Origin of the sequence: Pseudomonas sp. Snoq117.2 (assembly GCF_900110545.1) — a bacterium.
GTDB classification, from domain to species: Bacteria; Pseudomonadota; Gammaproteobacteria; order Pseudomonadales; family Pseudomonadaceae; genus Chryseomonas; species Chryseomonas benzopyrenica.
Map to the genome: position 1 here is coordinate 57,382 of NZ_FOED01000005.1, position 21,382 is coordinate 78,763.

The following is a 21,382-nucleotide window of genomic DNA, read 5'->3' on the forward strand; positions in this document are numbered from 1 at the left end:
GCTATCGAGACCTGGCCATGTCCCAAGACATCCACGCCCACCGCATCCTCATCCTCGACTTCGGCTCCCAGTACACCCAGCTCATCGCCCGCCGCGTGCGCGAACTGGGCGTCTATTGCGAGCTGCACCCCTTCGACATGGACGACGCCGACATCCGCGCCTTCGCTCCGCGCGGCATCATCCTCGCCGGTGGTCCCGAGTCGGTCCATGAGGCCGGCAGCCCGCGCGCACCCAAGGCGGTGTTCGATCTGGGCGTGCCCCTGTTCGGCATCTGCTACGGCATGCAGACCATGGCCGAGCAACTCGGCGGCAAGGTCGAAGGCTCCAACATCCGTGAATTCGGCTATGCCAAGGTCGACGTGGTCGGCAAGAGCCGCCTGCTCGAAGGCATCCAGGACCACCTCGACGACGACGGCGTGCTCGGCCTGGACGTCTGGATGAGCCATGGCGACAAGGTCGGCAAGCTGCCGGACGGCTTCCACATCGTCGCCAGCACCCCGAGCTGCGCCATCGCCGCCATGGGTGACGACGAGCGCGGCTGGTACGGCGTGCAGTTCCACCCCGAGGTGACCCACACTAAGCAGGGCGGGCGCATCCTCTCGCGCTTCCTGAAGGACATCTGCGGCTGCGAAGCCCTCTGGACCCCGGCCAACATCGTCGAGGACGCCATCGCCCAGGTGCGCGCCCAGGTCGGCAGCGCCAACGTACTGCTCGGCCTCTCCGGCGGCGTCGACTCCTCGGTGGTCGCGGCCCTGCTGCACAAGGCCATCGGCGACCAGCTGACCTGCGTCTTCGTCGACAACGGCCTGCTGCGCCTGCACGAAGGTGACCAGGTGATGGCCATGTTCGCCGAGAACATGGGCGTCAAGGTGATTCGCTCCAACTCCGAGCAGCGCTTCCTGACCAACCTGGAAGGCGAAGCCGACCCGGAGAAGAAGCGCAAGATCATCGGCCGCACCTTCATTGACGTCTTCGACGCCGAAGCCAGCAAGCTCGACAACATCAAGTTCCTGGCCCAGGGCACCATCTACCCCGACGTCATCGAGTCGGCCGGCGCCAAGACCGGCAAGGCCCACGTCATCAAGTCCCACCACAACGTCGGCGGCCTGCCCGAGGAGATGAACCTCAAGCTGGTCGAGCCGCTGCGCGAACTGTTCAAGGACGAGGTGCGCAAGATCGGCCTGGAGCTGGGCCTGCCCTACGACATGGTCTACCGCCATCCCTTCCCGGGCCCGGGCCTGGGCGTACGCATCCTCGGCGAAGTGAAGAAGGAATACGCCGACCTGCTGCGTCGCGCCGACGACATCTTCATCACCGAACTGCGCAAGGCCGACTGGTACCACAAGGTCAGCCAGGCCTTCGTCGTCTTCCAACCGGTCAAATCCGTCGGCGTGGTCGGCGACGGCCGCCGCTACGCCTGGGTCGTCGCCCTGCGCGCGGTGGAAACCATCGACTTCATGACCGCCCGTTGGGCCCATCTGCCCTACGAGCTGCTGGAAAAGGTCTCCAACCGCATCATCAACGAAATCGACGGCATCTCCCGCGTCACCTACGACGTATCGAGCAAGCCGCCGGCGACGATTGAGTGGGAGTGATCGCTCTGCGCTAGATATAAAAGCCCGCGTTACAGCGGGCTTTTGTTTTGTCGCGGTACGGGGACTAAATGTCAAAGTTCGGGCTTTGGTACGAATGCCCCGATGTAAACGTAAGGCTCAAGATTAAACGCCTCTCTTAGTTGGCGAGGATTGTATTCCGTAACTTGGGGGGCATCCGATAGCGCCGATGTCACCATGGCCAACCTCCAGTCTGGATTGAGCATTAATCCTGCATTGTGTTCGTTACGTGTGAGGAAAAAACGTGGTGTCGTGCCGGCCGTACCCTTCACTTCGATATGTAGCTCTGAATCTTCTCGTGTGAAGATAAAGTCGTACCCACAGGGAAGGTGTGTTGTGCGCTGGTAGCCGTAACCTTGTTTTATATAATGGGCGATCACTGCATCCTCAGCGGCCAGTTCAACGGCTTTACGGTGTTCAGGGCTGCCAAATCCCCGGAGGGGGTCGGCCTGATCTAGTTCTGGATCAAAAACGGTGTGTTCATTGGGGTTGTAAATTGCGACTGAGGCTAAACGCGTCATTAAGGCTTCGAGTCGCGCTTGCACTCTTTCTTTGTTCTCAGTCTTCGTAATATTTGGGCCGTCTAGAAAAGAGTATTTTCCTTGTCTCACTGATGGATCCGAGAAGGGCAGAACCCGCTCCTCGGGGGGGATAAAGTAAGCGGAATTGCTGGTTATGCAATATGACCAGTCATAAGCAGGGTGGGGAAAAATTTGCTGGCGCTGGTCGGTGTTGTTGGGGCGGACAATCCATTCACCATGAAGCGTTGCGTTTTCGTACCAGCCGACCACGTGTATACCCGGGGTTGCCGGATTTTTGGCCAGACATACAACCGTCCAGCCTTCCGGGTCGTCGTGAGAAGGTGCATAGTTGCCTCCTTGGGGGGGAACATAGCAGTAGTAGGACCCATCAGCATCTGGCATGAAGTTATAAGCTTCATGGCCTCGTCCTTCATTTTCCGTACCTTTGTTCTGATTTAGCCAAGCAAAATTACCAGCGATGTCGCCGCCTCGATAATATTCTGACCATCCGAATTTTACCCATAATACTTTTTTCACCTAATGCTGCTCCTTTGAGAAAAGGGTAAAGATTCATTTTTGGCAGAAATAAATCTGCGCCCTTTTTTCTTTTTCATTTGATAGTTATCGGAAGCATTCGCCTATTTACTGGTAGCGCGATATGCATCTAGATGAAATCCCATGAAGGATTTGACTGTTTTTACTTGCGCTTCTTGCTGGGTGAAAAAAATCCTGCCTCAGATCGAAAGCAACTATCTAAAAGCGATGCGCCAAAGATTTTTTATATGGATTATCTAAGGTTTAAGGAATCTGCCTACGAATCGCTGCTTCAATTTTCTTGTGCAATTGGCTGTTTGACATGTCGTATTTTTCAGCGGAAGGGTTATGAAGTTTGGGGCAAGACAGCATGTTAATAACCTTGAATATAAACATGCTGATATTTACTGAGCACATTTGGATGTATTCAATGGGGTCTTTATATTTGCTGCATAGCTTTAAGATATAATTCAAATCATCAGGGTTCTGGATCGTGTAATTTTGATCTTCAAATTCAACCAGCCATGAAGTGGACTGGTGTGCAGGATGAACAACTTGGCAAAGTTCAGCGTATAACTTTTTCAGAGGTCGTTCTGGGCTGTCTAGTTGTTCAATGTAATAGCTCGCTGTTTTGGCTTCGTGACTCTTTGGCGCGTCTTCGTGCTTAGACAATTTACGTGCATAGCTGAAATGAATTAGGCTGTCTTCTAGCTCTTGGCTCACACCTCTTTTCAGTGTTGGGCGACGTAGGAGCGCGTCTTCGATATATCTAGCTGTCTCAGCTATAGTGAGAGGCACACTACCTAGGGCATGGTATGTGTCGGTAGTGCACTCAAGAAGCCCTCTAAGACCAGAGCAAAAAGCAAGGTAGTTTGGCTTTACAATCGAGCTGTGATGACAAAGCTCGTACCATTTTTCATATCTAATTAGGCTTGAGGTCGCTGCCCAATGGGATCGGTAGAGGATCTCAATCCAATACACATAATTTGATTCGACTTCACTCAGTGACCTGAAATTCTCTAAAGATAGGAATTGATAATTTCTATCATAGGAGCCGGCAAGGAGGTCTTGGACTATCGGCGGGAAGACTTCTCCAGCTCGGCCGAAAATATCTCTTACTGAATTGGTCATATTAAATCCTTTTTAAAGATGTATTCAGAGATGAATGCTATAGTGGTAGGGCGAACAATACTGCTTCCTGAGGCGTTTTCCTATAATTACGAATGGCGCGCTTTAGCGTTGGCTTTTCGAGCACTTTGCAATGTATAGGCACTACGGTGCGAACCTTTGCGACGCGTATTGGACGCGGTGAAGTCGGGTGTTCCTGCTAGGCTTGGTCGCTACCTGATGCAGATCAAACCGCCAACACCTCAGCCAAATGCTCCCCCTCCAACCAACCCCTGATATCACTCGCCCGCATAGGCTTGGCGAACAGATAACCCTGCGCCCTCGTACAACCAAGATTCTTCAACGCACCCAGTTCCGCAGCGGTCTCCACCCCTTCCACGATGCATTCCAGCTGCATGTCCTGGCACAGGGCGATCAGGGATCTGACGATCTTCACGCTGGCCGGGTCGAGGTGGAGGTTGGTGACGAAGGTGCGGTCCACCTTGAGTTTGGTCAGGGGTAGGGCGTGGATCTGGCTCAGGCTGGAATAGCCGGTGCCGAAGTCGTCGAGGGAGATGCCGCAACCCAGTTCGCGAAAGCGGCTGATGGCGCGCTGGGTCTGCGGTAGGTCCTGGATGGCGGCGGTTTCGGTGATTTCCAGGTCGAGGCAGGCCGGGTCGAAGCCGCTGCGCTTGATCAGTTCGACGATCTGCTGGGCGGCGTCTTCCGAGCCGCAGTCGTGGGCGGAGAGGTTGAAGGCCAGGCGGATGCCTGCAGGCCAGCGTGCGGCCGCGTTTAGCGCCTTGTTCAGCAAGGGCAGGGTAAGGCGATTGACCATGCCAACGCGCTCGGCGGTGGCGATGAAATCACCCGGTGGCACGTTGCCCAGCTCCGGGCTTTCCCAGCGCGCCAGGGCCTCGAAGGCCACCGTCTGCTTGCTTTGGATGTCCACGATGGGCTGGAAGACCATGTAGAACTCGCGCTCCAGGTCGGCCCGGCGCAGGGCCTGTTCGGTCAGGCCTTCGCGATTGAGTTGCTGGCGATGGGCAGTGCTGAACAGGCAGGCCGTGCCGGGGCGGTGGCGCTTGCTCTGGTAGAGGGCGTAGTCGGCGTGTTCATAGACGTCCGTGGCGGTAAAGGCCTGGTCGGGAAAGGTCGCGATGCCCAGCGAGCCACTGATCTGGATGGGCATGTCCACCAGCAGGAAAGGCGCGCGCAGGCTGGCGCAGACTTTTTCGCCAAAGGCCCGCAGCTGCTCGTCGTTCAAGATCTTGGTGATGATCAGGCTGAATTCGTCACCGCCCAGGCGGGCCAGGTGGACGTCCTCGTCGAGCAGTCCGCTCAGGCGCTGGCCGACCTGATAGAGCAGCCGGTCGCCCACGCTATGGCCATAGATATCGTTGACCGGCTTGAAGCCGTCCAGGTCGATCAGGCCCACGGCCAAGCGGGTCCCCTGGGCACGCGCATCGGCTAGCAGCGTATCGAGGCGGGCAAAGAATTGCCGTCGATTGGCGAGGCCGGTCAGGCTGTCCTGGTTGGCGAGCTTGAGGTTTTCCTCGCTGAGCTTGGCTGTTTGCGCCTGCATGTTCACCAGGCGGGTGAAGTCGCCGTACTGCGCCTTGAGGATGACCAGCATGGCGATGGACACCAGCAGGACGTCGATCGCCGTGGCCACGAAGGTGCTGATGGTGGTGGAGGCGAAGAACACCACGAAGGCCGTGTTGACCACGGCGGTGGTGGCCAGGGCCGCTGGCAGCAGGTGCATCATGCAGAAGATGCAGCCGATTACCGTGATCGCCATGTAGAAGCCCACATGCGCCTGGGTATAGCTGTCGCCATAGGGAAACAGCGCCAGCGCCCAGGCGGTGAAGGCCGAGGCCACGATGGGCGCGAGCCTGTTGGTGCGCTTCAGGGCCGAGAGCATCTGCGCCGGACTGCGCGGCCGATTGCGCGTGCGGAACCATTCGGCCGCCCGGATCACGCCGAACAGCGTCATGAGCAACGGGCAATACACCACCAGCCAGCGCGGCGCGACGGCATAGTGGGTGCCGGCCAGCATCAGGGTGTTGGTCAGCAGGATGAAGTACATCATCGGCAGCTGGCGAGACAGCGCGAGGTATTGCGCCTTGACCAGGCCAGGATTGTCCTTGGGCACCGACATCAGGGCGCGCACGCCGAGCAGGATTTTCTTCATCGGGCAATGCTCTGAAAATACGACCAGGTAACCAACTGCACGGAATATCCTTTCCAGCCTGGGCGGCGCAGGGTTAGAGGCTGCGCTCATGAGAGGCTGTCGGCTGGCGCCTACTTTTCTGCAGTCTTCGCGACTAATGGCACTTGGCCGTGGTTGCGGGCCTTTACCTTTCCAGGGCCGACACATTGCTGTGAAGCCTTTAGCGAAGGCTGGCTTTCCACGACTGCGCGGTCTTCGCTTACCGTCAGGAAGCTGCACCTTCCTTGCGCGAACCCCTGGACGCAGCCAATTGCCCGGATGTTGGGGCGCCTGGTTCCACGGCACGTCTGCGTGGTACCCAGGCGACGACTGCATCGATGAAGGCACGCACCTGAGGCGGCAGGAAGGTACGGTCGGGATAGACCAGCGCGATATGCAGTTCAGTGCCGACGACGTCGGCGAGGACCTGCTGGAGCGCGCCACGCTCCAGGTCTCGCGCTACCAGGTCTTGGGGAAGAAGCGCGATGCCAAGCCCGGCTACGGCAGCCTCGCACAGCAGGGTGATGTCGTTCGAGAAGAAGGTGCCTTCCACATGAAGCTTGCTTCCGGAGGTCATGGGCCAGTGAGTGTCCGGGAGCTCGCCACGCGTGAAGCCGAGCAGGCAGTGGTGATGCTTGAGATCGTGGTGCGTGCGCGGTACGCCGCGAGCGGCCAGGTAAGCAGGCGCCGCAATGGCGATCATTCGGTCGCGCAAGAGGGTACGGGCGATCAAGCCGGGCTCGAGCTGGCTGCTGGCCCTGAGCGCGACATCGTAGTCACCGCGAAGCAGGTCGACGTGATGGTTTGACGTGTGGATATGGACGCGTAGCTCGGGATAGCGCGCCGCGAATTCGCAGAGCATGGCATGGAAGCCAAGACCCGGGATAGGCGGCGTCGAGACGCGCAAATCACCACGCACTACGTCGTCTGTCCTGCGCACGCTCTGCTCGGCAAGACGCACCGCCTCGAGTGCGATGCAGGCCTCCCGATAGAACACCTCGCCCACCTCGGTAAGGACCAGACTGCGCGTGGTGCGAAGCAGCAGGCGAGCGCCAAGACGTTCCTCGAGGCGGGCAAGACGTCGGCTCACGGTGGCCCGCGGAATGCACAATTCGGCCGCGGCGCGCGAAAGGGATGTGGCCTCGACCGTCTTGGTGAAGGCGACGAGTTCGGCTGTTTCTATTGGCTCGCTCATATGGATCAAATCATAGCAAGTGATGCCATTTTTTGGAGAATTGATGCATCGGTCAGCCAAACGCAAGATGGCGTTCGAGTCACCCTGACAAGCGCGCTTGGCATCCGGCTAGGCGCCTGATCAAGATCGAACGAGGTAAAGGATGTCTAGCGAAAAGCAGCTGATCGCCGTATTCGGTGCGAGCGGAAATCAAGGTGGAGGGGTCGTGCGGGCCTTGAGCCAAGGCGGGCGGTTCAGGGTGCGTGCGCTCTCGCGTGACCCGGCTGGGTACGAGGGACCCGCTGACGAAGTGGTCGCCGCGGATCTGGAGCGGCCCGAGACACTCGCCGCGGCGCTCGAAGGGGCCTATGGCGTCTTTCTCGTCACCAACTTCTGGCAAGCCGGCACCGATGAAATCAAGCAGGCCGACGCGGCGGTCCAGGCCGCGAAAGCCGCCGACGTGCAGCATCTGATTTGGTCCACCCTGCCGGATGTCGAGGCCATCAGCGGCGACGAATTCAAGGTGCCTCAGTTCACTGGGAAGGCGAAGGTTGACTCGATCGTCAGGAAGGCTGGGTTTTCGCGGCATACCTTCGTCATTCCACCGGCGTACTACCAGAACTTCGTAGGGCCGTACGGGCCGCAAGCTCAGCCGGACGGAAGCCTGGGTTGGACGCTGCCTATCGATCCAGCGGTGCGTTGCCTGCACATGGGTGACATAGGCGAGCTGGGTGACCTCGTGGCGGGCGCCTTCGCGCATCCGGAAGAAACGGAGGACGGTGCCTACCTTCCGCTGGTGGGCGACTTCATGAGCTTTAACGACCTGGTCGACACCTTCAATGGCCTGGGGCTCAAGGTGACCTTCACCCAGGTTCCTCGCGAGGCCTATGCAGGCTTCTTTCCCGGAGCAGACGCCCTGGGTGAAACACTGGCCTACTATCAGACCTACACCTACCTCGGGCCGGGCTCCCACGACGCCGGGATCGCGCTGGCGAACAGGGTGGCGGGTAAGACACCGACGCCCTTTGCCGTCTGGGCGCGGGACAGGCTCCGCTTCGCCGTCGTGCCCTCGGCCTGAATCCTCGCGTTTCTCGACTGAGGCAGGGGACGGCGATAGCTGGACGCGCGAACTTGTGCTGGCTATTGGCTCAGAGCGTACGACTCCGGGCGATAGGGTCTCGATGGTGCTGAGGCTTGCGCCAGACGTTTGCCGATCAGGAGAGCTGGCGTATCGCGGCGGTAGTGGCTGTCGTCCCTATCACGAGCGGCGTCGTGCCCTCTCGACCGCACCAGAAGCGGCGCCTGCGTGTTGAGCGTCTGGAATCTTCTGGCCGGTTCGATACAGCTGATCGATCCTTGTGGACGATTGATCAGGGGTACGAGCGATTCCCGCGGAGCCTAGAGCCGCACCCGCAAAAGCCCGCCATCAGGCGGACTTTTTCCTGTCCGGGATGCTCAACCCAGCTTGGTCAGCAGGGCATCCGCCGCGGCTTCCGAACTGGCCGGATTCTGGCCGGTGACCAGGTTGCCGTCCTCGACCACGAACTCGCCCCAGTCCGGCCCTTTTTCGTAGCGGGCGCCGAGCTTCTTCAGCTCGTCTTCCACCAGGAAGGGCACCACGTCGGTGAGTTGCACGCCGGCTTCTTCGCTGTTGGTGAAGCCGGTAACGGTGCGACCCTTGACCAGCGGGGTGCCGTCGGCGGCCTTGACGTGGCGCAGCACACCAGGGGCGTGGCAGACCAGGCCGAAGGGCTTGTTGGACTGGGCGAAGGCTTCGAGCAGGGCGATGGAGTCGCGGGATTCGGCGAGGTCCCAGAGCGGGCCGTGGCCGCCGGGATAGAAGAGGCCGTCGTAGTCGTCGGCGTGCACTTCAGCGAGCTTGACGGTGCCAGCCAGCGCCTTTTGCGCCTCGGGATCGGTCTTGAAACGCTCGGTGGACTCGGTCTGGGCGTCGGGGGCGTCGCTCTTGGGGTCCAGCGGCGGTTGGCCACCGGCGGGGGAGGCCAGGGTGATCTCGGCACCGGCATCCTTGAACACGTAGTAGGGGGCAGCGAATTCTTCCAGCCAGAAGCCGGTTTTCTTGCCGGTGTCGCCGAGCTGGTCGTGGGAGGTCAGGACCATCAGGATCTTCATCGCGCGTTCCTCGTGTTCGGAAGGGTATCGCTAGACAGACCCTGGGTTCCTGCTGTGAGTGCCCGGCGCTTGTGGTAAGCCACGAATACCTCACAGAAGCAGCCGGCGAGCCGCCCGGTTGGGGCGGCCGTGGCGTTCAGGGGCGATCAACCCCAGCCAAGCGTGCCGCCCGGCTCATAGCGCTCACGAGCGGAGACGGTGCTGGCGACGTCATCGAGGTTATGAACGCCTACCAGTTTGATCAGCGAGTCCAGGTTGTCGACCTGGCCTTCGTAGCCTGCGTCACGGAAGACATAGGTGTCCTGGCCGTAGTGGAAGACGGCGGCATTAACCAGGCCGGTGGTGGACTGGGTCACGGTGTTGAGCGCGGCGAACAGGCTGGTCGCCTTCGCCAGGGCGGCGTCCTGGATGGTGACCACGGCTTTCTCGTCGTACACCGCGAAGCCGAAGATGATGTGGTCATCGTTCGCGTTGTAGTCGGTGACCGTCACATGGTTGGCGGCCAGGGAACGGTTGGCGGCGGCGCTGCTACTGCCATCGAAGTTGACCAGACTGGGTTCGAGGCTCAGGTAATCGGGCCCTTCGCCCAGGGTAATGGTGGCCCCGTGACCGTAGCTGCCGCTCAGGTTGGCGTTGTGGGCGGCCACGCCTTTGGTGAACAGCAGGTCCACGTAATCGTTGCCAGCGCCGGCGTTGATGGTGACATCAGCCTGCTGGATATGGGCGCTGATCTGATCGCTACCGGCGCCGGTATCGACGGTGATGGCCTTGACCCGCGAGTGGGCGAGGGAGGCGACGCTATCCAGTTCCGCGGCGGCGATGGTGCTGACACTCACCGAGTCCTTGCCGCTGCCGGTGATCACGCTCTTCAGGAAGGCGCTCTGGCTGGCATAGGTGTAGTCAGGGCCTTCGGTGTAGCCATGCAGGAAGTCAATCGACAGGCCGGCAGTGGAAGTAGAGCCATCGAAGGTCTGCAGGCCATCGAAGTTGTCCAGGGTGATCAGATCGCTCTCGTGGAACTGATTGTCCGCGGTGTCGGTGAGGCTGACGGTCAGCTTGGCAATGGACGAATCGAGGGTGCTGTCGCTGGCGGTGGCACCGCGGGTATGGCCGTCGAGACGCGTCAGCTGGTCTTCCCAGTGACCGGTCAGGGTCAGTTCGCTCAGGGTCGAGGCAGTCGCATAGTGCGGGCCCTTGGCATCGAAGGTCTTGGCGAAGCCGACGTATTCGGGCGCGGCGTTGACATCGAGGGTAAGGCGCGGCTGGCTCTGGAAGGCGTAGTAGGTGACGCCATCAAAGGTGCCGGCTGGCTTGGCGGGCGCGGCGGCCAGGGGCGCCTTGGCGAGGGCAGCGGTGAACAGCGGGGCGGTGGTGTCCAGGGGGTTCTTGTAGGTCATGGCGGTCATCCTTAATGCATGTCAGGCCGAGCGCTCGCTGGACACGTTCTCGCGCAGGGCAAGACGTTTCATACAGCTGAACGTCACGCCGACAGTGCCTAGCTTTCCACGGAGCTACAGCGAACCACGCCGCAATTTCATCGGGCCACTAGTGGCACGCCGCCAAACGGTAGTGCGCTAAAAGTTCAATAGACTGACGAATAGAACGACCAACAGCGCGATCAGCACCGGCGACCAGTGGGTCCGCAAGAGCAGCGCCAGGGCCAGTGCGGCGAGGGCGACATCCAGCAGGCCGCGGATGGCCCCCGTCCAGACCGGATCGTAGAGCGCCGCCAGCAGCAGGCCGACCACGCCGGCGTTGAGCCCAGTGAGGGCGCGCTGCCAGCCGGGGTGTTGGCGCAGGGTCTGCCAGAAGGGCAGGGCGGCGAGCAGGACGAGGGCGCCGGGCAGAAAGATCAGCAGGGTCCAGAGCAGGCCGTTGAGCCAGGCGGGCAAGACCGAGGGCACCAGGGCGCCGAGGTAGGAGGCAAAGGTGAACAGCGGGCCCGGTACCGCCTGGGCCAAGCCATAGCCAGCCATGACCTGGCCATCGCTGACCAGGCCGTTGGGCACCACCACCGCCTGCAGCAGTGGCAACACCACATGGCCACCACCGAAGACCAGGGCGCCGGCGCGATAGACACCCCCGGCCAGGTGGCTCCAGACGGGCAATAGCAGCAGTGGCAGCAGGAACAACAGCAGGGCGACAATCCCCAGGCGCCGGGAGAGTCCGGTTCGCAGGACCAGGGCCGGCGGCGTGGCGGTCGGTGCCAGCGCCAGGCGACCGACCAGGGCGGCCAGGCCCAGCCCCAGCAGTTGCCCCGCCGAACCGGGCAGCCAGAGCGCCAGGCCGGCGGCGACTAGCGCGAGGACGCGACGCGGGGTATCCGAGCACAGGCTGCGGCCCATGCTCCAGACCGCCTGGGCCACCACCGCCACGGCAAAGATCTTGAGGCCATGCACCGCCGCCGAGTCGGCCAGCCCAGGATAGTGGGCCAGGCCCAGGGCGAAGAAGATCAGCAGCAGGGCCGAAGGCAGGGTGAAGCCGAGCCAGGCCGCCAGCAGACCCCAGCCCCCGGCGCGGCCCAGGCCCAGGGCCATGCCGACCTGGCTGCTGGTCGGACCGGGCAAGAGCTGACAGAGCGCGACCAACTCGGCATAGGCGGGCTCGTCCAGCCATTGGCGACGGGCGACGAAGGCCTGTCGGAAATAGCCCAGGTGGGCGATGGGGCCGCCAAAGCTGGTGCAGCCCAGGCGCAGAAAGATCAGAAAGACCTGCCAGGCGCTGTCCTTATCGCGGGCGATGTCGCGCATGGCGGCCCAGATCAGCCGCGCGGCGCCGCAGGCGGAACTACCACCTCGCCGTCTTCCTTGACGAAAGGCCCGCGTTGCGGCTCGGGCAGGATCTCCAGCACCTGCTCCGAGGGCCTGCAGAGCCGGGTGCCCAGGGGCGTCACGACGATGGGTCTGTTGATCAGGATGGGATGGCGCAGCATGGCGGCGATCAGCGCCGCGTCGTCCAGTTGCGGATCGTCCAGCCCCAGCTCGGCATAGGGCGTGCCTTTCTGGCGCAGCAGGTCGCGCACGGGCATGCGCAGGTCCGCGATCAGCCGTTCCAGCTGCGCCCGGTTGGGCGGTGTCTCCAGATAGTGGATCACCGTCGGCTCGACGCCGCTGTTGCGAATCAGGCCCAGCACGTTGCGCGAGGTGCCGCAGGCGGGATTGTGATAGATCGTGATGTCGCTGTTCATGGACGGTCTCGACGGGAGGAAAGGGCGCCGCGTTCGTACCAACCGCGTGAGCCGTTCACCAGGCGCACGACCAGCAGCATCAGCGGTACCTCGATGAGGACTCCCACCACGGTAGCCAGGGCGGCGCCCGAGTGGAAGCCGAACAGGCTGATGGCGGCGGCCACCGCCAGTTCGAAGAAGTTGCTGGCGCCGATCAGCGCCGACGGACAGGCGACGCTGTGGCTCTCGCCCACCAGGCGATTCAGCCAATAGGCCAGCGCCGAATTGAACAGCACCTGGATCAGGATGGGCACGGCCAGCAGGGCGATCACCAGCGGCTGCGCCAGGATGGCCTCGCCCTGGAAGGCGAACAGCAGCACCAGGGTGGCCAGCAAGGCGCCCATCGAGAAGGGTCCCAGGCGGGCCAGGGTGCGCTCGAAGGCAGCCTGGCCCTGGCGCAGCAGCGCGCGTCGCCAGAGCTGGGCGAGGATCACCGGCAGCACCAGATAGAGGATCACCGAAAGCAGCAGGGTGGCCCAGGGCACCGCGATCGACGACAGCCCCAGCAGCAGGCCGACGATGGGGGCGAAGGCGAACACCATGAGGGTGTCGTTCAGCGCGACCTGGGACAGGGTGAACAGCGGATCGCCCTGGGTGAGGCGACTCCAGACGAAGACCATGGCGGTGCAGGGCGCCGCCGCCAGCAGGATGAGCCCGGCGATATAGCTATCCAGCTGGTCGCTCGGCAGCCAGGGGGCGAAAACTTCCCGAATGAACAGCCAGGCGAGCAGCGCCATGGAGAAGGGCTTGACCGCCCAGTTGACGAACAGGGTGACGCCGATCCCGCGCCAGTGCTGGTGCACCTGGCCGAGGGCGCTGAAATCCACCTTGAGCAGCATCGGCACGATCATCACCCAGATCAGCAGGCCGACCGGCAGATTGACCTGGGCCAGCTCGATCCGGCCGATAGAGCGGAACAGATCCGGCGCCCATTGGCCGAGAGCGATGCCGGCGAGGATGCAGAGCGCCACCCAGAGGCTGAGGTAACGCTCGAAGGTGTTCATGGCGGGTACTGCCGGTGGGCAGGCGTGGGGACTGTGCATGGCGGGCCTGGTCTTGCGGTCGGTGGATGGGGGTTGGTCGAGGATCAGCAGGAATAGCGCAAGGGTTCGCTGACCACGCAGTCGCCGCCGGCGCAGCAGTGTTCGGTCAGGTAGCCGAGCAGGGCGTTCATCTGGTCATAGGCCGCGCGATAGATGAGGTTGCGACCCTGCTGTTCCACCGAGACCAGGCCGGCGGTAGCCAGCTCCTTGAGATGGAAGGAGAGGTTGCTGCGGCTCACTTCGAGCTGGTCGGCCAACTGGCTGGGGGTGAGGCCATCCGTGCCCGCCACCACCAGGGCGCGAAAAACCCTCAGGCGTTGGGCGTGAGCGAGGGCGGCGAGGGCGGATACGGCGCTATCTTCATGCATGATTCTATAATTCAATGATCGTTGAATAATTGAATCATAAAGCGTGGCGGCCGCCTGGTCGAGTCCTGCTCAGCGACGCAACCGCCGGAGCGCTTCCAGCACCTGCTGCAGCGGGCGGCTTAGGGGTTTGTCGCGGCGCAGCACCAGGGCCAGGGTGCGCGTCAGCGGCGGCGCCAGCGGCTGGACCCTCAGGCCCTGGCGATGGTGTTCGGTGGCCACGGCGATACCGGGCACCAGGCTGTAGCCGAGACCGGCGGCCACCAGTTCCTTGAGGGCTTCGATGCTGCCCAGCTCCATCACCGGTCGGCTGGGCTGGCCCGCGCGGCGAAACCAGTCGTCGATCAGCAGTCGGGTGCTGCTGCCGGTCTCGAAGGCCAGCAGCGGCGCTTCGGCCAGCGCCGCCGGCGCCAGCGCGCCCTTGGGCAGCGGACTGGCAGGTGGGAGCAGGGCGACGAAGGCATCCTCCAGCAGCGGCTCCACCTGCAGGTTGCGGCCACTGGCGGGCAGGGTGACCAGCCCCAGGTCGAGGCGGTTGTCCTCCACCGCGCGCAAGACGTCCAGGGTGTTGCCGGTGCTGACGCGCACATCCAGCTGGGGAAAGCGCTGGCGCAACTGGCCCAGCAGCGGCGGCAGGAGATGGATGCAGGCGGTGGCGCCGGTGCCGATGGCGACCCGTCCGCTGACCGTCTCGCCATGGCTGGCCAGGGCCTGCAGGGCCTGGTCCACCGCCGTCTGGATATGGTCGGCGTGTTCCAGCAGCAGACTGCCGGCGGCGGTGGGCTTGAGGCCGCGCCCCAGGCGCTCCAGCAACTTGAGCCCCAGGCGCCGCTCCAGCTGGCGAATCTGCAGGCTGACCGCCGGCTGGCTCAGCCCCAGGCGATCGGCCGCGGCGGAAAAGCTGCCGGTGGCGACCACCTGGACGAGGGTCTGCAGTTGGGTGAGGTTGAGGTCGGCCATGCCAAGGTTTCGCTTATACCGGAGATAATCGAGCATAGCTTTATCTTTGGCTGGGCGTCCCGGCATGATCGCCCCATCGACCCCTGGATGGATAAACCTCGTGAACACCGCCCTGCAATTGCGTGACGCCACCTCCGCCGATCTTCCCGCCATCCAGGCCATCTATGCCCAGCACGTATTGCACAGCTGCGCCAGCTTCGAGCTGGAGCCGCCGGACGTGGCCGAGCTGGAACGGCGCCTGGCGGCGGTGCGTCAGGCCGGGCTGCCCTATCGGGTGGCCGAGCGGGACGGCGAGGTGTTGGGCTATGCCTATGCGGTGCTCTATCGACCGCGCCCGGCCTACCGCCATACCGCGGAAGACTCGGTGTACGTGCGCGACGGCCTGGGTGGCCAGGGGATCGGTCGGCGGCTGCTGGAGGATATCGTCGCAGCCTGCACGGCGGCGGGCTTTCGCCAACTGGTAGCGGTGATCGGCGACAGCGCCAACCAGGGCTCCATCGCCCTGCACCAGCGGCTGGGCTTTCGCACCGTCGGCACCTTCGAGGCGGTGGGCTTCAAGCATGGACGCTGGGTGGACACGGTCCTGATGCAACTCAGCCTGGGCGAGGGCGAGCGTACCCCGGGGACACGCTGATGACGCCGATGCCGAGCGATCGCGCCATCTGGCAGCTGGGGTTGATGCAGTTGCTGGCCTGGGGCCTGGCCTTCTATCTGCCGGGGGTCTATGGCCCGGCGATGGCCGCGGGACTGGGCTGGGATGCGCGCTGGGTCTATGGCGGCTTTTCCCTGGCGATGCTGACCATGGGGCTGGTGTCGCCTTTCAGCGGCGCGGTGATCGAACGCCTGGGTGGCTGCCGCACCCTGCAACTCGGCCTGGTGCTCGACGCCCTCGGTTGCCTGGGCCTTGCCGCGTCCCAGTCGGCGCCGCTGTTCTATCTGGCCTGGGTGACCCTGGGGGTGGGCATGCGGCTGTCGCTGTACGACGCCGCCTTCGCCACCCTGGCGCGCCTGGCCGGCGAACGCTCGCGGGCGGTGATGGTGCGCATCACCCTGCTCGGCGGGCTGGCGTCGGCGGTGTTCTGGCCCCTGGGGCACTGGCTGCTGGAGGCGCTGGGCTGGCGCCTGGGGCTGGTGGTCTATGCCGGCATCGCCCTGGCCGGCCTGCTGCTGCTCCTGCCGCTGCCCAATGTGCGCGGACGCTTGCCCAGTGCCGAGCTACCGCCCACGGCGGGGGGTGGCTCGCCACGCCTCGCCGGCGTGCTGTTCGCCACCGGGATGGCGTTGATCGGCTTTCTTTCGGCGGGGTTGTCGGCGCATCTGCCGGCGCTGCTGGCCGAGCGTGGGGTGCCGGTGGGGGTGGCGGCGCTGTGGGGCATCGGCCAGGTCTGCGCGCGGCTGGCGGAACTGGCCTCCGGACAGCGGCTGTCGGCGCGCCAGCTCAATCTGTTGCTGGGCCTGGGCCTGCCGCTGAGTTTCGCCCTGGCGCTGGCGAGCGAAGGCCACCTGCTGCTGACGGCGGGCTTCGTCTTTTGCTATGGCGCCCTCAACGGCCTGGTGGCGGTGTTGCGGGCCAGCCTGCCGCTGGAATTGTTCGACCGGGCGCTCTACGCACGCCTGACCGGCAAGCTGCTGGCGCCGAGTTTTCTGCTCTCGGCGGCCGCGCCCTGGTGCTATGCCTTGGCGCGGGAGAGTTGGGGCGATCGGGGCCTGCTCGGGCTGTGCCTGCTGGTCAGCCTGGGCGTGACCCTGGCGGCGCTGGGGCTGCTCCGGCGGCGGCGTCCGGCGCCGGCCTGAGGCGGGAGCCGGCCCGCGAGCTAGTTCAGGCGACGGGCGAACTGACCTACGGCGCCCACCACGCGCTGGGCGCCGTCCTGGATCTCGGTGATACGGGTGCCCGCGGCGTTGGCCAGTTGCAGGCCCTGTTCCGCCTGGTGCTTGCTCGCCGCCATGTTGGCAACGGCGGTCTGCGCCAGCTGCTGGTTCTGCTGCACCACGCCAACGATCTCTTCGGTAGCCTTGCTGGTCCGGCCAGCCAATTGGCGGACCTCGTCGGCCACCACGGCGAAACCGCGACCCTGTTCACCGGCGCGTGCGGCTTCGATGGCCGCGTTCAGGGCCAGCAGGTTGGTCTGCTCGGCGATGCCGCTGATGGTCTTGACGATGGTGCTGATGACCAGCGACTGCTCGCCCAGGGCCTCAATGCCATTGGAGGCCACCTGCAGTTCCTCGGCGATCTTGCGCATCACCGAGACGGTGTCCTGTACCACTTCGGCTCCCTGGCGGGCGCTCTCGTCGGTCTGCTGGGAGATGTCGAAGGCCACCTTGGCCGCTTCGGCCACCGCCTGTTCCTGCTCCACCTGCTCGGTGATGACGGTGGCGAATTTCACCATCTTGTACAGCTGGCCACGGGTGTTGAGCACCGGGTTGTAGGAGGCTTCCAGCCAGACGGTGCGGCCGTGGCTGTCGATCCGCTTGAAGCGACCGGCGATGAATTCCCCGCGATTGAGCCGCGCCCAGAACGCCTGGTAGTCGGCGGAGTTGGCTTCTTCGCTGGTACAGAATTGCCGGTGATGCTTGCCCTGGATCTGCTTGAGCGAATAGCCCATGCCCTGCAGGAAGCGGTCGTTGGCGGTGAGCACCTCGCCGGCCAGATTGAATTCGATGACTGCGGTGGAGCGCAGCAGGGCGTTGATCAGGCCGGAATGCTCGGTGGCGGTTTCCACCTGTTCGGTACGGTCGTTGGCGTAGCAGATGGTCTTGTGGATGCGGCCAGCGGCGTCGCGCAGCGGCTGCCAGGTCGCATAGAGCCAGGCTTCCTGGCCGTTGGCCCGCAGCAGGCGGTACATGCCGCTGGTCTGGGTACCCTGGCTGAGCGCGCTCTTGAGGTCGCGATAGCAGGGCAATTGTTTAACGTATTCTGGAATGAAGGCGTCCAGGGGACGCCCCACCACGTTCTCGGAGCGGTAGCCCATCTCGCGGCAGAAGCGCTCGTTGACGCGCTCGATATTGCCGCGGTCATCCACGGTAAGACTCAGCGCCTGGCTTTCGAAGCCGGCGTGCAGCTGACGCAATTCGGCGACCTCGGCCCGCAGTTGGGCGAGTTCGGTCTTGAGAGGGCGATTGAACATGGCAGGGCACCAAGAGGAGTGAAAGTATGACTTCCACTACTTCGACGGTACCCGGATTTTCTGAAGGGGGAGCCGTGGCGACTTTCGACTAAAGCCGCAGCCTACGCCTGACGACTGGCGATGAAGCGCCGGAAGACTGCCAGGGTGGCCTCGCTGACATGGTGCTCCATGCCTTCGGCGTCGCGGCGCGCGGTATCGGCGTCCACGCCCAGGGTCAGCAGGAAGGTCTCCACCACATGGTGGCGCGCGCGACTGGCTTCGGCCAGGGCCTCGCCTTCAGGGGTGAGGAAGACGCCGCGATAGGGGCGCTGCACGATCAGGCCGGCGGCGGCCAGGCGCTTGAGCATCTTGGCCACGGTCGGCTGGGCCACGCCGATGCGCGCGGCGATGTCCACCTGGCGCGCTTCACCGCCGTCCCGGATAAGATCGGAAATGAGCTCGACATAGTCTTCGATCAGCTCCTGACGATGCGCCTCGCGGACCTGTTGAAAACCTTCCATATGAATGGATGGATCGACCAACCGATTCAGCAGTTCGTCGTCCTTTGTCATGTTGCCCACCTGAATGACCTTCTCCGCAAAGACCTGAGGCGCGTCAAGAGGACGCGTTCGGGCGCCATTTTGACCGAGTTGCGGGCGAATACCAAAGATTCCTTCGCCAATGGGCGTTATCGACGGATGAGATAGAGATTTTTTATTGCTGAATGTGTGAATTTTAGCCTAGGCTAAATTCTCCAAAGGGTATTCCTATTTTGCCGCACGAGTCCGCCATGAAAGAATCCGCCAGCTATGTCGAGCCAGCCTGGCAGGAGTCCGCGCCTTCCGCCCGGCCCAGTCTGGGGCGGATGAATGCCAGCGTGCCGGTACCCGAGGGTGGCAGCTGGTTACGCCGGTTGCTGGCCTTCGTCGGCCCGGGCTACATGGTCTCGGTGGGCTACATGGATCCGGGCAACTGGGCCACGGACCTGGCCGGGGGCTCGCAATTCGGCTACCTGCTGTTGTCGGTGATCCTGCTCTCCAACCTCATGGCCATCCTGCTGCAGGCCCTGGCCGCGCGGCTGGGCATCGCCACCGGGCTGGACCTGGCCCAGGCCTGTCGCGCACGTTATTCGCGGCCGGTCAGTCTGCTGCTGTGGATCGCCTGCGAGATCGCCATCATCGCCTGCGACCTGGCTGAGGTGATCGGCACCGCCATCGCCCTCAATCTGCTGTTCGGCATCCCGTTGATGTGGGGCGCCATCCTCACGGCGCTGGACGTCTTTCTCATCCTGCTGCTGATGAATCGCGGGTTTCGCTGGCTGGAAGCCTTCGTCATCGCGCTGCTGACGCTGATCTTCGTCTGCTTTGGCGTGCAGATGGTGCTGGCCCAGCCGTCCATCGCCGCGATCGCCGACGGCTTCCTGCCCAAGGCGGAAATCGTCACCAATCCGGCCGCGCTCTACCTGGCCATCGGCATCATCGGCGCCACCGTGATGCCCCATAACCTCTATCTGCATTCCTCCATCGTCCAGACCCGCGCCTATCCGCGCACCGAGGAGGGGCGGCGCATGGGCCTGCGCTGGGCGGTGGCCGACAGCACCCTGGCGCTGATGCTGGCGCTGTTCGTCAACGCCGCCATCCTGATCACCGCCGCGGCGGTGTTCCACAGTGCCGGGCGCACCGACGTGGCCGAGATCCAGGACGCCTATCACCTGCTGTCGCCGATGCTGGGCGTGGGTATCGCTTCGCTGCTGTTCGCGGTCGCCCTGCTGGCGTCGGGCATCAACTCCACCGTCACCGCGACCCTGGCTGGCCAGATCGTCATGGCAGGCTTTCTGTCGCTGCGCATCCCCGACTGGGCGCGGCGGCTGATCACCCGCGGTATCGCCGTCATCCCGGTGGTGGTGGTGACCGGTCTCTATGGCGAGAGCGGCACGGCCAAGCTGCTGGTGTTGAGCCAGGTGGTGCTGTCCATGCAGCTGCCCTTCGCGGTGATCCCGCTGGTGCGTTTCGTCTCGGATCGCCAGCTGATGGGTTCTTTCGTGATCGGTCGGGTCACGCAGGTGCTGGCCTGGGCGATTGCCGGACTGATCGTGGTGCTCAATGTGAAGCTGCTGGCCGATATCCTGTTGGGTTAGAGGATGTCTGAGGTCTGATGACCTTCGGTGGCTCTGGCGTGCTGGTTTGGGAACTTGTTAAAGCGGAAGGGTATCCATCCGTTACCACAATAAGTTCTTCCCCTAACCATCCCGGAGCACTCGCCATGTCCTACGACGCCCGCCAAACTCCCGCCTATGCGGCCACCACGGCCACCGCCCCCTTGCTCAAGCGTATCTCCTGGAGCTCGATCATCGCCGGCGTGGTCATCGCCCTGACGGTTTCGTTGCTGCTGAGCCTGCTCGGCACCGCCATCGGCACCGCTTCCATCGATCCGCAGCAGGAAGCCAATCCGCTGGATGGCCTGGGCAAGGGCACCGGTATCTGGGTCGGCGTCAGCGCCGTGGTCTCGGTCTTCATCGGTGCCTGGATCTCCGGTCGCCTGGCCCAGCGCGAAGGCGCCCTGCACGGCATCCTGGTCTGGGCCAGTGTGACCCTGGTCAGCGTCTATCTGGTGTCCAGCGCGGTGAGCGGCGTGGTGCGTACCGGCCTCAACGTGGCGGGCAGCGGTCTGTCGATGATCGGCAGTGGTCTGTCCCAGGCCGCACCGGCGTTGACCAACCAGGTTCAGGATCAACTGCGCCAGCAAGGCATCCAGCTCGACCTGGGCGATCTGCAGAACGAACTGGAAACCGCGCTACGCCAGACCGGTAAAGCCGAACTGCAGCCGGAGAATCTGCAGCAGCAGGCCCAGGGCGCCGAGCAGGATGCCAAGAACACCGCCCAGAACAGCGCCAACAATCCGCAGCAGACCGATGATCAGCTGACCGCACTGCTGGACCGTCTCAAGGCCCGTGGCGACCAGGCTTGGAACGCCGCCGATCGTCAGGCCCTGGTCAACCTGATCAAGGCCCGTACCGGCAAGAGCGACGCCGAGGCCAATGCCATCGTCGACAAGGCCCAGCAGACCTACCAACAGGCCTATGCCAAGTACCAGGAGCTCAAGGCCCAGGCCGAGCAGAAGGCTCGTGAAGCCGCTGACGTGACCGCCCGCAAGGTCTCCCAGGCCAGCTGGGTGCTGCTGATCAGCCTGGTGATCGGTGGCATCGTTGGCGCCATCGGTGGTGCCCTGGGTCGTCGTACCCAGCCGGCCAACAAGGTGGTCGCTGCCTAAGCGCCCCCTCTGGCGGATCCTTCGGCTTCCGCTGTAAGACTAGATGCCCGGACTGGCGACGGTCCGGGCATCGGCGTTTTTGGGTGATCGCTTTTTCTAGCTGTCTGGCCGCTCGGC

19 protein-coding genes and 1 pseudogene are annotated in these 21,382 nt (G+C 63.4%); 6 read left to right on the forward strand and 14 right to left on the reverse strand.

Annotated features, from left to right (window positions below; genetic code table 11):
• Window positions 1-17 precede the first annotated feature (17 nt).
• Window positions 18-1,595 carry a glutamine-hydrolyzing GMP synthase gene (guaA, locus tag BMZ43_RS14215; RefSeq protein ID WP_093254487.1) on the forward strand — a complete coding sequence of 526 codons (1,578 nt, stop codon included), beginning with the start codon at window positions 18-20 and terminating at the stop codon, window positions 1,593-1,595.
• A gap of 71 nt (window positions 1,596-1,666) precedes the next feature.
• Here guaA and BMZ43_RS14220 read toward each other — a convergent pair whose 3' ends face one another.
• The 4 genes from BMZ43_RS14220 to BMZ43_RS14230 all read right to left on the reverse strand — a co-directional run bounded on the left by BMZ43_RS14220 (window position 1,667) and on the right by BMZ43_RS14230 (window position 7,182).
• A complete protein-coding gene (locus BMZ43_RS14220) occupies window positions 1,667-2,671 on the reverse strand; it encodes a protein NO VEIN domain-containing protein (protein ID WP_093254489.1) in 1,005 nt (334 codons plus the stop codon).
• A 261-nt stretch (window positions 2,672-2,932) separates the two neighbouring features.
• The gene (locus BMZ43_RS26080) at window positions 2,933-3,799 is read right to left on the reverse strand and encodes a hypothetical protein (RefSeq protein ID WP_143075262.1); all 867 of its coding nucleotides are present in this window, start codon (window positions 3,797-3,799) and stop codon (window positions 2,933-2,935) included.
• A 223-nt stretch (window positions 3,800-4,022) separates the two neighbouring features.
• On the reverse strand, window positions 4,023-5,969 hold the full coding sequence (locus BMZ43_RS14225) for a putative bifunctional diguanylate cyclase/phosphodiesterase (RefSeq protein ID WP_093254491.1): 1,947 nt from the start codon (window positions 5,967-5,969) through the stop codon (window positions 4,023-4,025).
• 244 nt (window positions 5,970-6,213) lie between these two features.
• Window positions 6,214-7,182 carry a LysR family transcriptional regulator gene (locus BMZ43_RS14230; RefSeq protein WP_093254493.1) on the reverse strand — a complete coding sequence of 323 codons (969 nt, stop codon included), beginning with the start codon at window positions 7,180-7,182 and terminating at the stop codon, window positions 6,214-6,216.
• A 142-nt stretch (window positions 7,183-7,324) separates the two neighbouring features.
• Between BMZ43_RS14230 and BMZ43_RS14235 the strand changes: the two genes are divergently transcribed.
• On the forward strand, window positions 7,325-8,239 hold the full coding sequence (locus BMZ43_RS14235; RefSeq protein WP_093254495.1) for an NmrA/HSCARG family protein: 915 nt from the start codon (window positions 7,325-7,327) through the stop codon (window positions 8,237-8,239).
• Between the two features lie 377 nt (window positions 8,240-8,616).
• Here the strand turns inward: BMZ43_RS14235 and BMZ43_RS14240 are convergent, their stop codons facing one another.
• The 7 genes from BMZ43_RS14240 to BMZ43_RS14270 all read right to left on the reverse strand — a co-directional run bounded on the left by BMZ43_RS14240 (window position 8,617) and on the right by BMZ43_RS14270 (window position 14,924).
• Entirely contained in the window at window positions 8,617-9,294 is a 678-nt protein-coding gene (locus BMZ43_RS14240) for a type 1 glutamine amidotransferase domain-containing protein (protein WP_017640032.1), read from the reverse strand.
• Between the two features lie 146 nt (window positions 9,295-9,440).
• The gene (locus tag BMZ43_RS14245; RefSeq protein ID WP_093254498.1) at window positions 9,441-10,691 is read right to left on the reverse strand and encodes a hypothetical protein; all 1,251 of its coding nucleotides are present in this window, start codon (window positions 10,689-10,691) and stop codon (window positions 9,441-9,443) included.
• 177 nt (window positions 10,692-10,868) lie between these two features.
• Entirely contained in the window at window positions 10,869-12,044 is a 1,176-nt protein-coding gene (chrA, locus tag BMZ43_RS14250; protein ID WP_093254501.1) for a chromate efflux transporter, read from the reverse strand.
• 11 nt (window positions 12,045-12,055) lie between these two features.
• Window positions 12,056-12,481, reverse strand: a complete 426-nt coding sequence (gene arsC / locus BMZ43_RS14255) for an arsenate reductase (glutaredoxin) (RefSeq protein ID WP_093254504.1) — start codon at window positions 12,479-12,481, stop codon at window positions 12,056-12,058.
• The gene (gene arsB, locus BMZ43_RS14260) at window positions 12,478-13,563 is read right to left on the reverse strand and encodes an ACR3 family arsenite efflux transporter (RefSeq protein ID WP_256562939.1); all 1,086 of its coding nucleotides are present in this window, start codon (window positions 13,561-13,563) and stop codon (window positions 12,478-12,480) included. Before arsB ends, arsC begins: the two co-directional genes overlap by 4 nt.
• Window positions 13,564-13,607: 44 nt before the next feature.
• Window positions 13,608-13,931, reverse strand: a complete 324-nt coding sequence (locus tag BMZ43_RS14265; RefSeq protein ID WP_093254511.1) for an ArsR/SmtB family transcription factor — start codon at window positions 13,929-13,931, stop codon at window positions 13,608-13,610.
• A gap of 69 nt (window positions 13,932-14,000) precedes the next feature.
• Window positions 14,001-14,924 carry a LysR family transcriptional regulator gene (locus BMZ43_RS14270; RefSeq protein ID WP_093254515.1) on the reverse strand — a complete coding sequence of 308 codons (924 nt, stop codon included), beginning with the start codon at window positions 14,922-14,924 and terminating at the stop codon, window positions 14,001-14,003.
• 64 nt (window positions 14,925-14,988) lie between these two features.
• On the opposite strand from BMZ43_RS14270, the gene BMZ43_RS14275 reads away from it, so the two are divergent.
• Both BMZ43_RS14275 and BMZ43_RS14280 read left to right on the forward strand, forming a co-directional pair.
• On the forward strand, window positions 14,989-15,522 hold the full coding sequence (locus BMZ43_RS14275; protein ID WP_017640025.1) for a GNAT family N-acetyltransferase: 534 nt from the start codon (window positions 14,989-14,991) through the stop codon (window positions 15,520-15,522).
• Window positions 15,522-16,682: an MFS transporter gene (locus BMZ43_RS14280; protein ID WP_017640024.1), complete on the forward strand. Its 1,161-nt coding sequence runs from the start codon at window positions 15,522-15,524 to the stop codon at window positions 16,680-16,682. Before BMZ43_RS14275 ends, BMZ43_RS14280 begins: the two co-directional genes overlap by 1 nt.
• 20 nt (window positions 16,683-16,702) lie before the next feature.
• Here the strand turns inward: BMZ43_RS14280 and BMZ43_RS27395 are convergent, their stop codons facing one another.
• The 3 genes and pseudogenes from BMZ43_RS27395 to mntR form a co-directional block, all read right to left on the reverse strand.
• The gene (locus tag BMZ43_RS27395) at window positions 16,703-17,245 is read right to left on the reverse strand and encodes a methyl-accepting chemotaxis protein (protein WP_371913881.1); all 543 of its coding nucleotides are present in this window, start codon (window positions 17,243-17,245) and stop codon (window positions 16,703-16,705) included.
• Window positions 17,240-18,016: pseudogene (locus BMZ43_RS27400) on the reverse strand (PAS domain-containing protein); the annotation flags it as partial. The pseudogene BMZ43_RS27400 and the gene BMZ43_RS27395, both read right to left, overlap by 6 nt.
• A gap of 101 nt (window positions 18,017-18,117) precedes the next feature.
• Window positions 18,118-18,567 (reverse strand): manganese-binding transcriptional regulator MntR, encoded by a 450-nt coding sequence (gene mntR, locus BMZ43_RS14290; protein WP_017640022.1) that lies wholly within the window; start codon window positions 18,565-18,567, stop codon window positions 18,118-18,120.
• Between the two features lie 218 nt (window positions 18,568-18,785).
• Between mntR and BMZ43_RS14295 the strand changes: the two genes are divergently transcribed.
• Window positions 18,786-20,132: an Nramp family divalent metal transporter gene (locus BMZ43_RS14295; protein WP_093254523.1), complete on the forward strand. Its 1,347-nt coding sequence runs from the start codon at window positions 18,786-18,788 to the stop codon at window positions 20,130-20,132.
• Window positions 20,133-20,257: 125 nt separating this feature from the next.
• On the forward strand, window positions 20,258-21,265 hold the full coding sequence (locus BMZ43_RS14300; protein ID WP_093254525.1) for a YrzE family protein: 1,008 nt from the start codon (window positions 20,258-20,260) through the stop codon (window positions 21,263-21,265).
• Window positions 21,266-21,382: the final 117 nt, after the last annotated feature.

Bases quoted from the DNA above. Each gene is read 5' to 3' on its own strand.
- guaA (WP_093254487.1), top strand. From the start codon at position 18: ATGTCCCAAGACATCCACGCCCACCGCATCCTCATCCTCGACTTCGGC.
- BMZ43_RS26080 (WP_143075262.1), bottom strand. From the start codon at position 3,799: ATGACCAATTCAGTAAGAGATATTTTCGGCCGAGCTGGAGAAGTCTTC.
- BMZ43_RS14225 (WP_093254491.1), bottom strand. From the start codon at position 5,969: ATGAAGAAAATCCTGCTCGGCGTGCGCGCCCTGATGTCGGTGCCCAAG.
- BMZ43_RS14230 (WP_093254493.1), bottom strand. From the start codon at position 7,182: ATGAGCGAGCCAATAGAAACAGCCGAACTCGTCGCCTTCACCAAGACG.
- BMZ43_RS14235 (WP_093254495.1), top strand. From the start codon at position 7,325: ATGTCTAGCGAAAAGCAGCTGATCGCCGTATTCGGTGCGAGCGGAAAT.
- BMZ43_RS14240 (WP_017640032.1), bottom strand. From the start codon at position 9,294: ATGAAGATCCTGATGGTCCTGACCTCCCACGACCAGCTCGGCGACACC.
- BMZ43_RS14245 (WP_093254498.1), bottom strand. From the start codon at position 10,691: ATGACCTACAAGAACCCCCTGGACACCACCGCCCCGCTGTTCACCGCT.
- chrA (WP_093254501.1), bottom strand. From the start codon at position 12,044: ATGCGCGACATCGCCCGCGATAAGGACAGCGCCTGGCAGGTCTTTCTG.
- arsC (WP_093254504.1), bottom strand. From the start codon at position 12,481: ATGAACAGCGACATCACGATCTATCACAATCCCGCCTGCGGCACCTCG.
- arsB (WP_256562939.1), bottom strand. From the start codon at position 13,563: ATGCACAGTCCCCACGCCTGCCCACCGGCAGTACCCGCCATGAACACC.
- BMZ43_RS14265 (WP_093254511.1), bottom strand. From the start codon at position 13,931: ATGCATGAAGATAGCGCCGTATCCGCCCTCGCCGCCCTCGCTCACGCC.
- BMZ43_RS14270 (WP_093254515.1), bottom strand. From the start codon at position 14,924: ATGCTCGATTATCTCCGGTATAAGCGAAACCTTGGCATGGCCGACCTC.
- BMZ43_RS14280 (WP_017640024.1), top strand. From the start codon at position 15,522: ATGACGCCGATGCCGAGCGATCGCGCCATCTGGCAGCTGGGGTTGATG.
- mntR (WP_017640022.1), bottom strand. From the start codon at position 18,567: ATGACAAAGGACGACGAACTGCTGAATCGGTTGGTCGATCCATCCATT.
- BMZ43_RS14295 (WP_093254523.1), top strand. From the start codon at position 18,786: ATGAAAGAATCCGCCAGCTATGTCGAGCCAGCCTGGCAGGAGTCCGCG.
- BMZ43_RS14300 (WP_093254525.1), top strand. From the start codon at position 20,258: ATGTCCTACGACGCCCGCCAAACTCCCGCCTATGCGGCCACCACGGCC.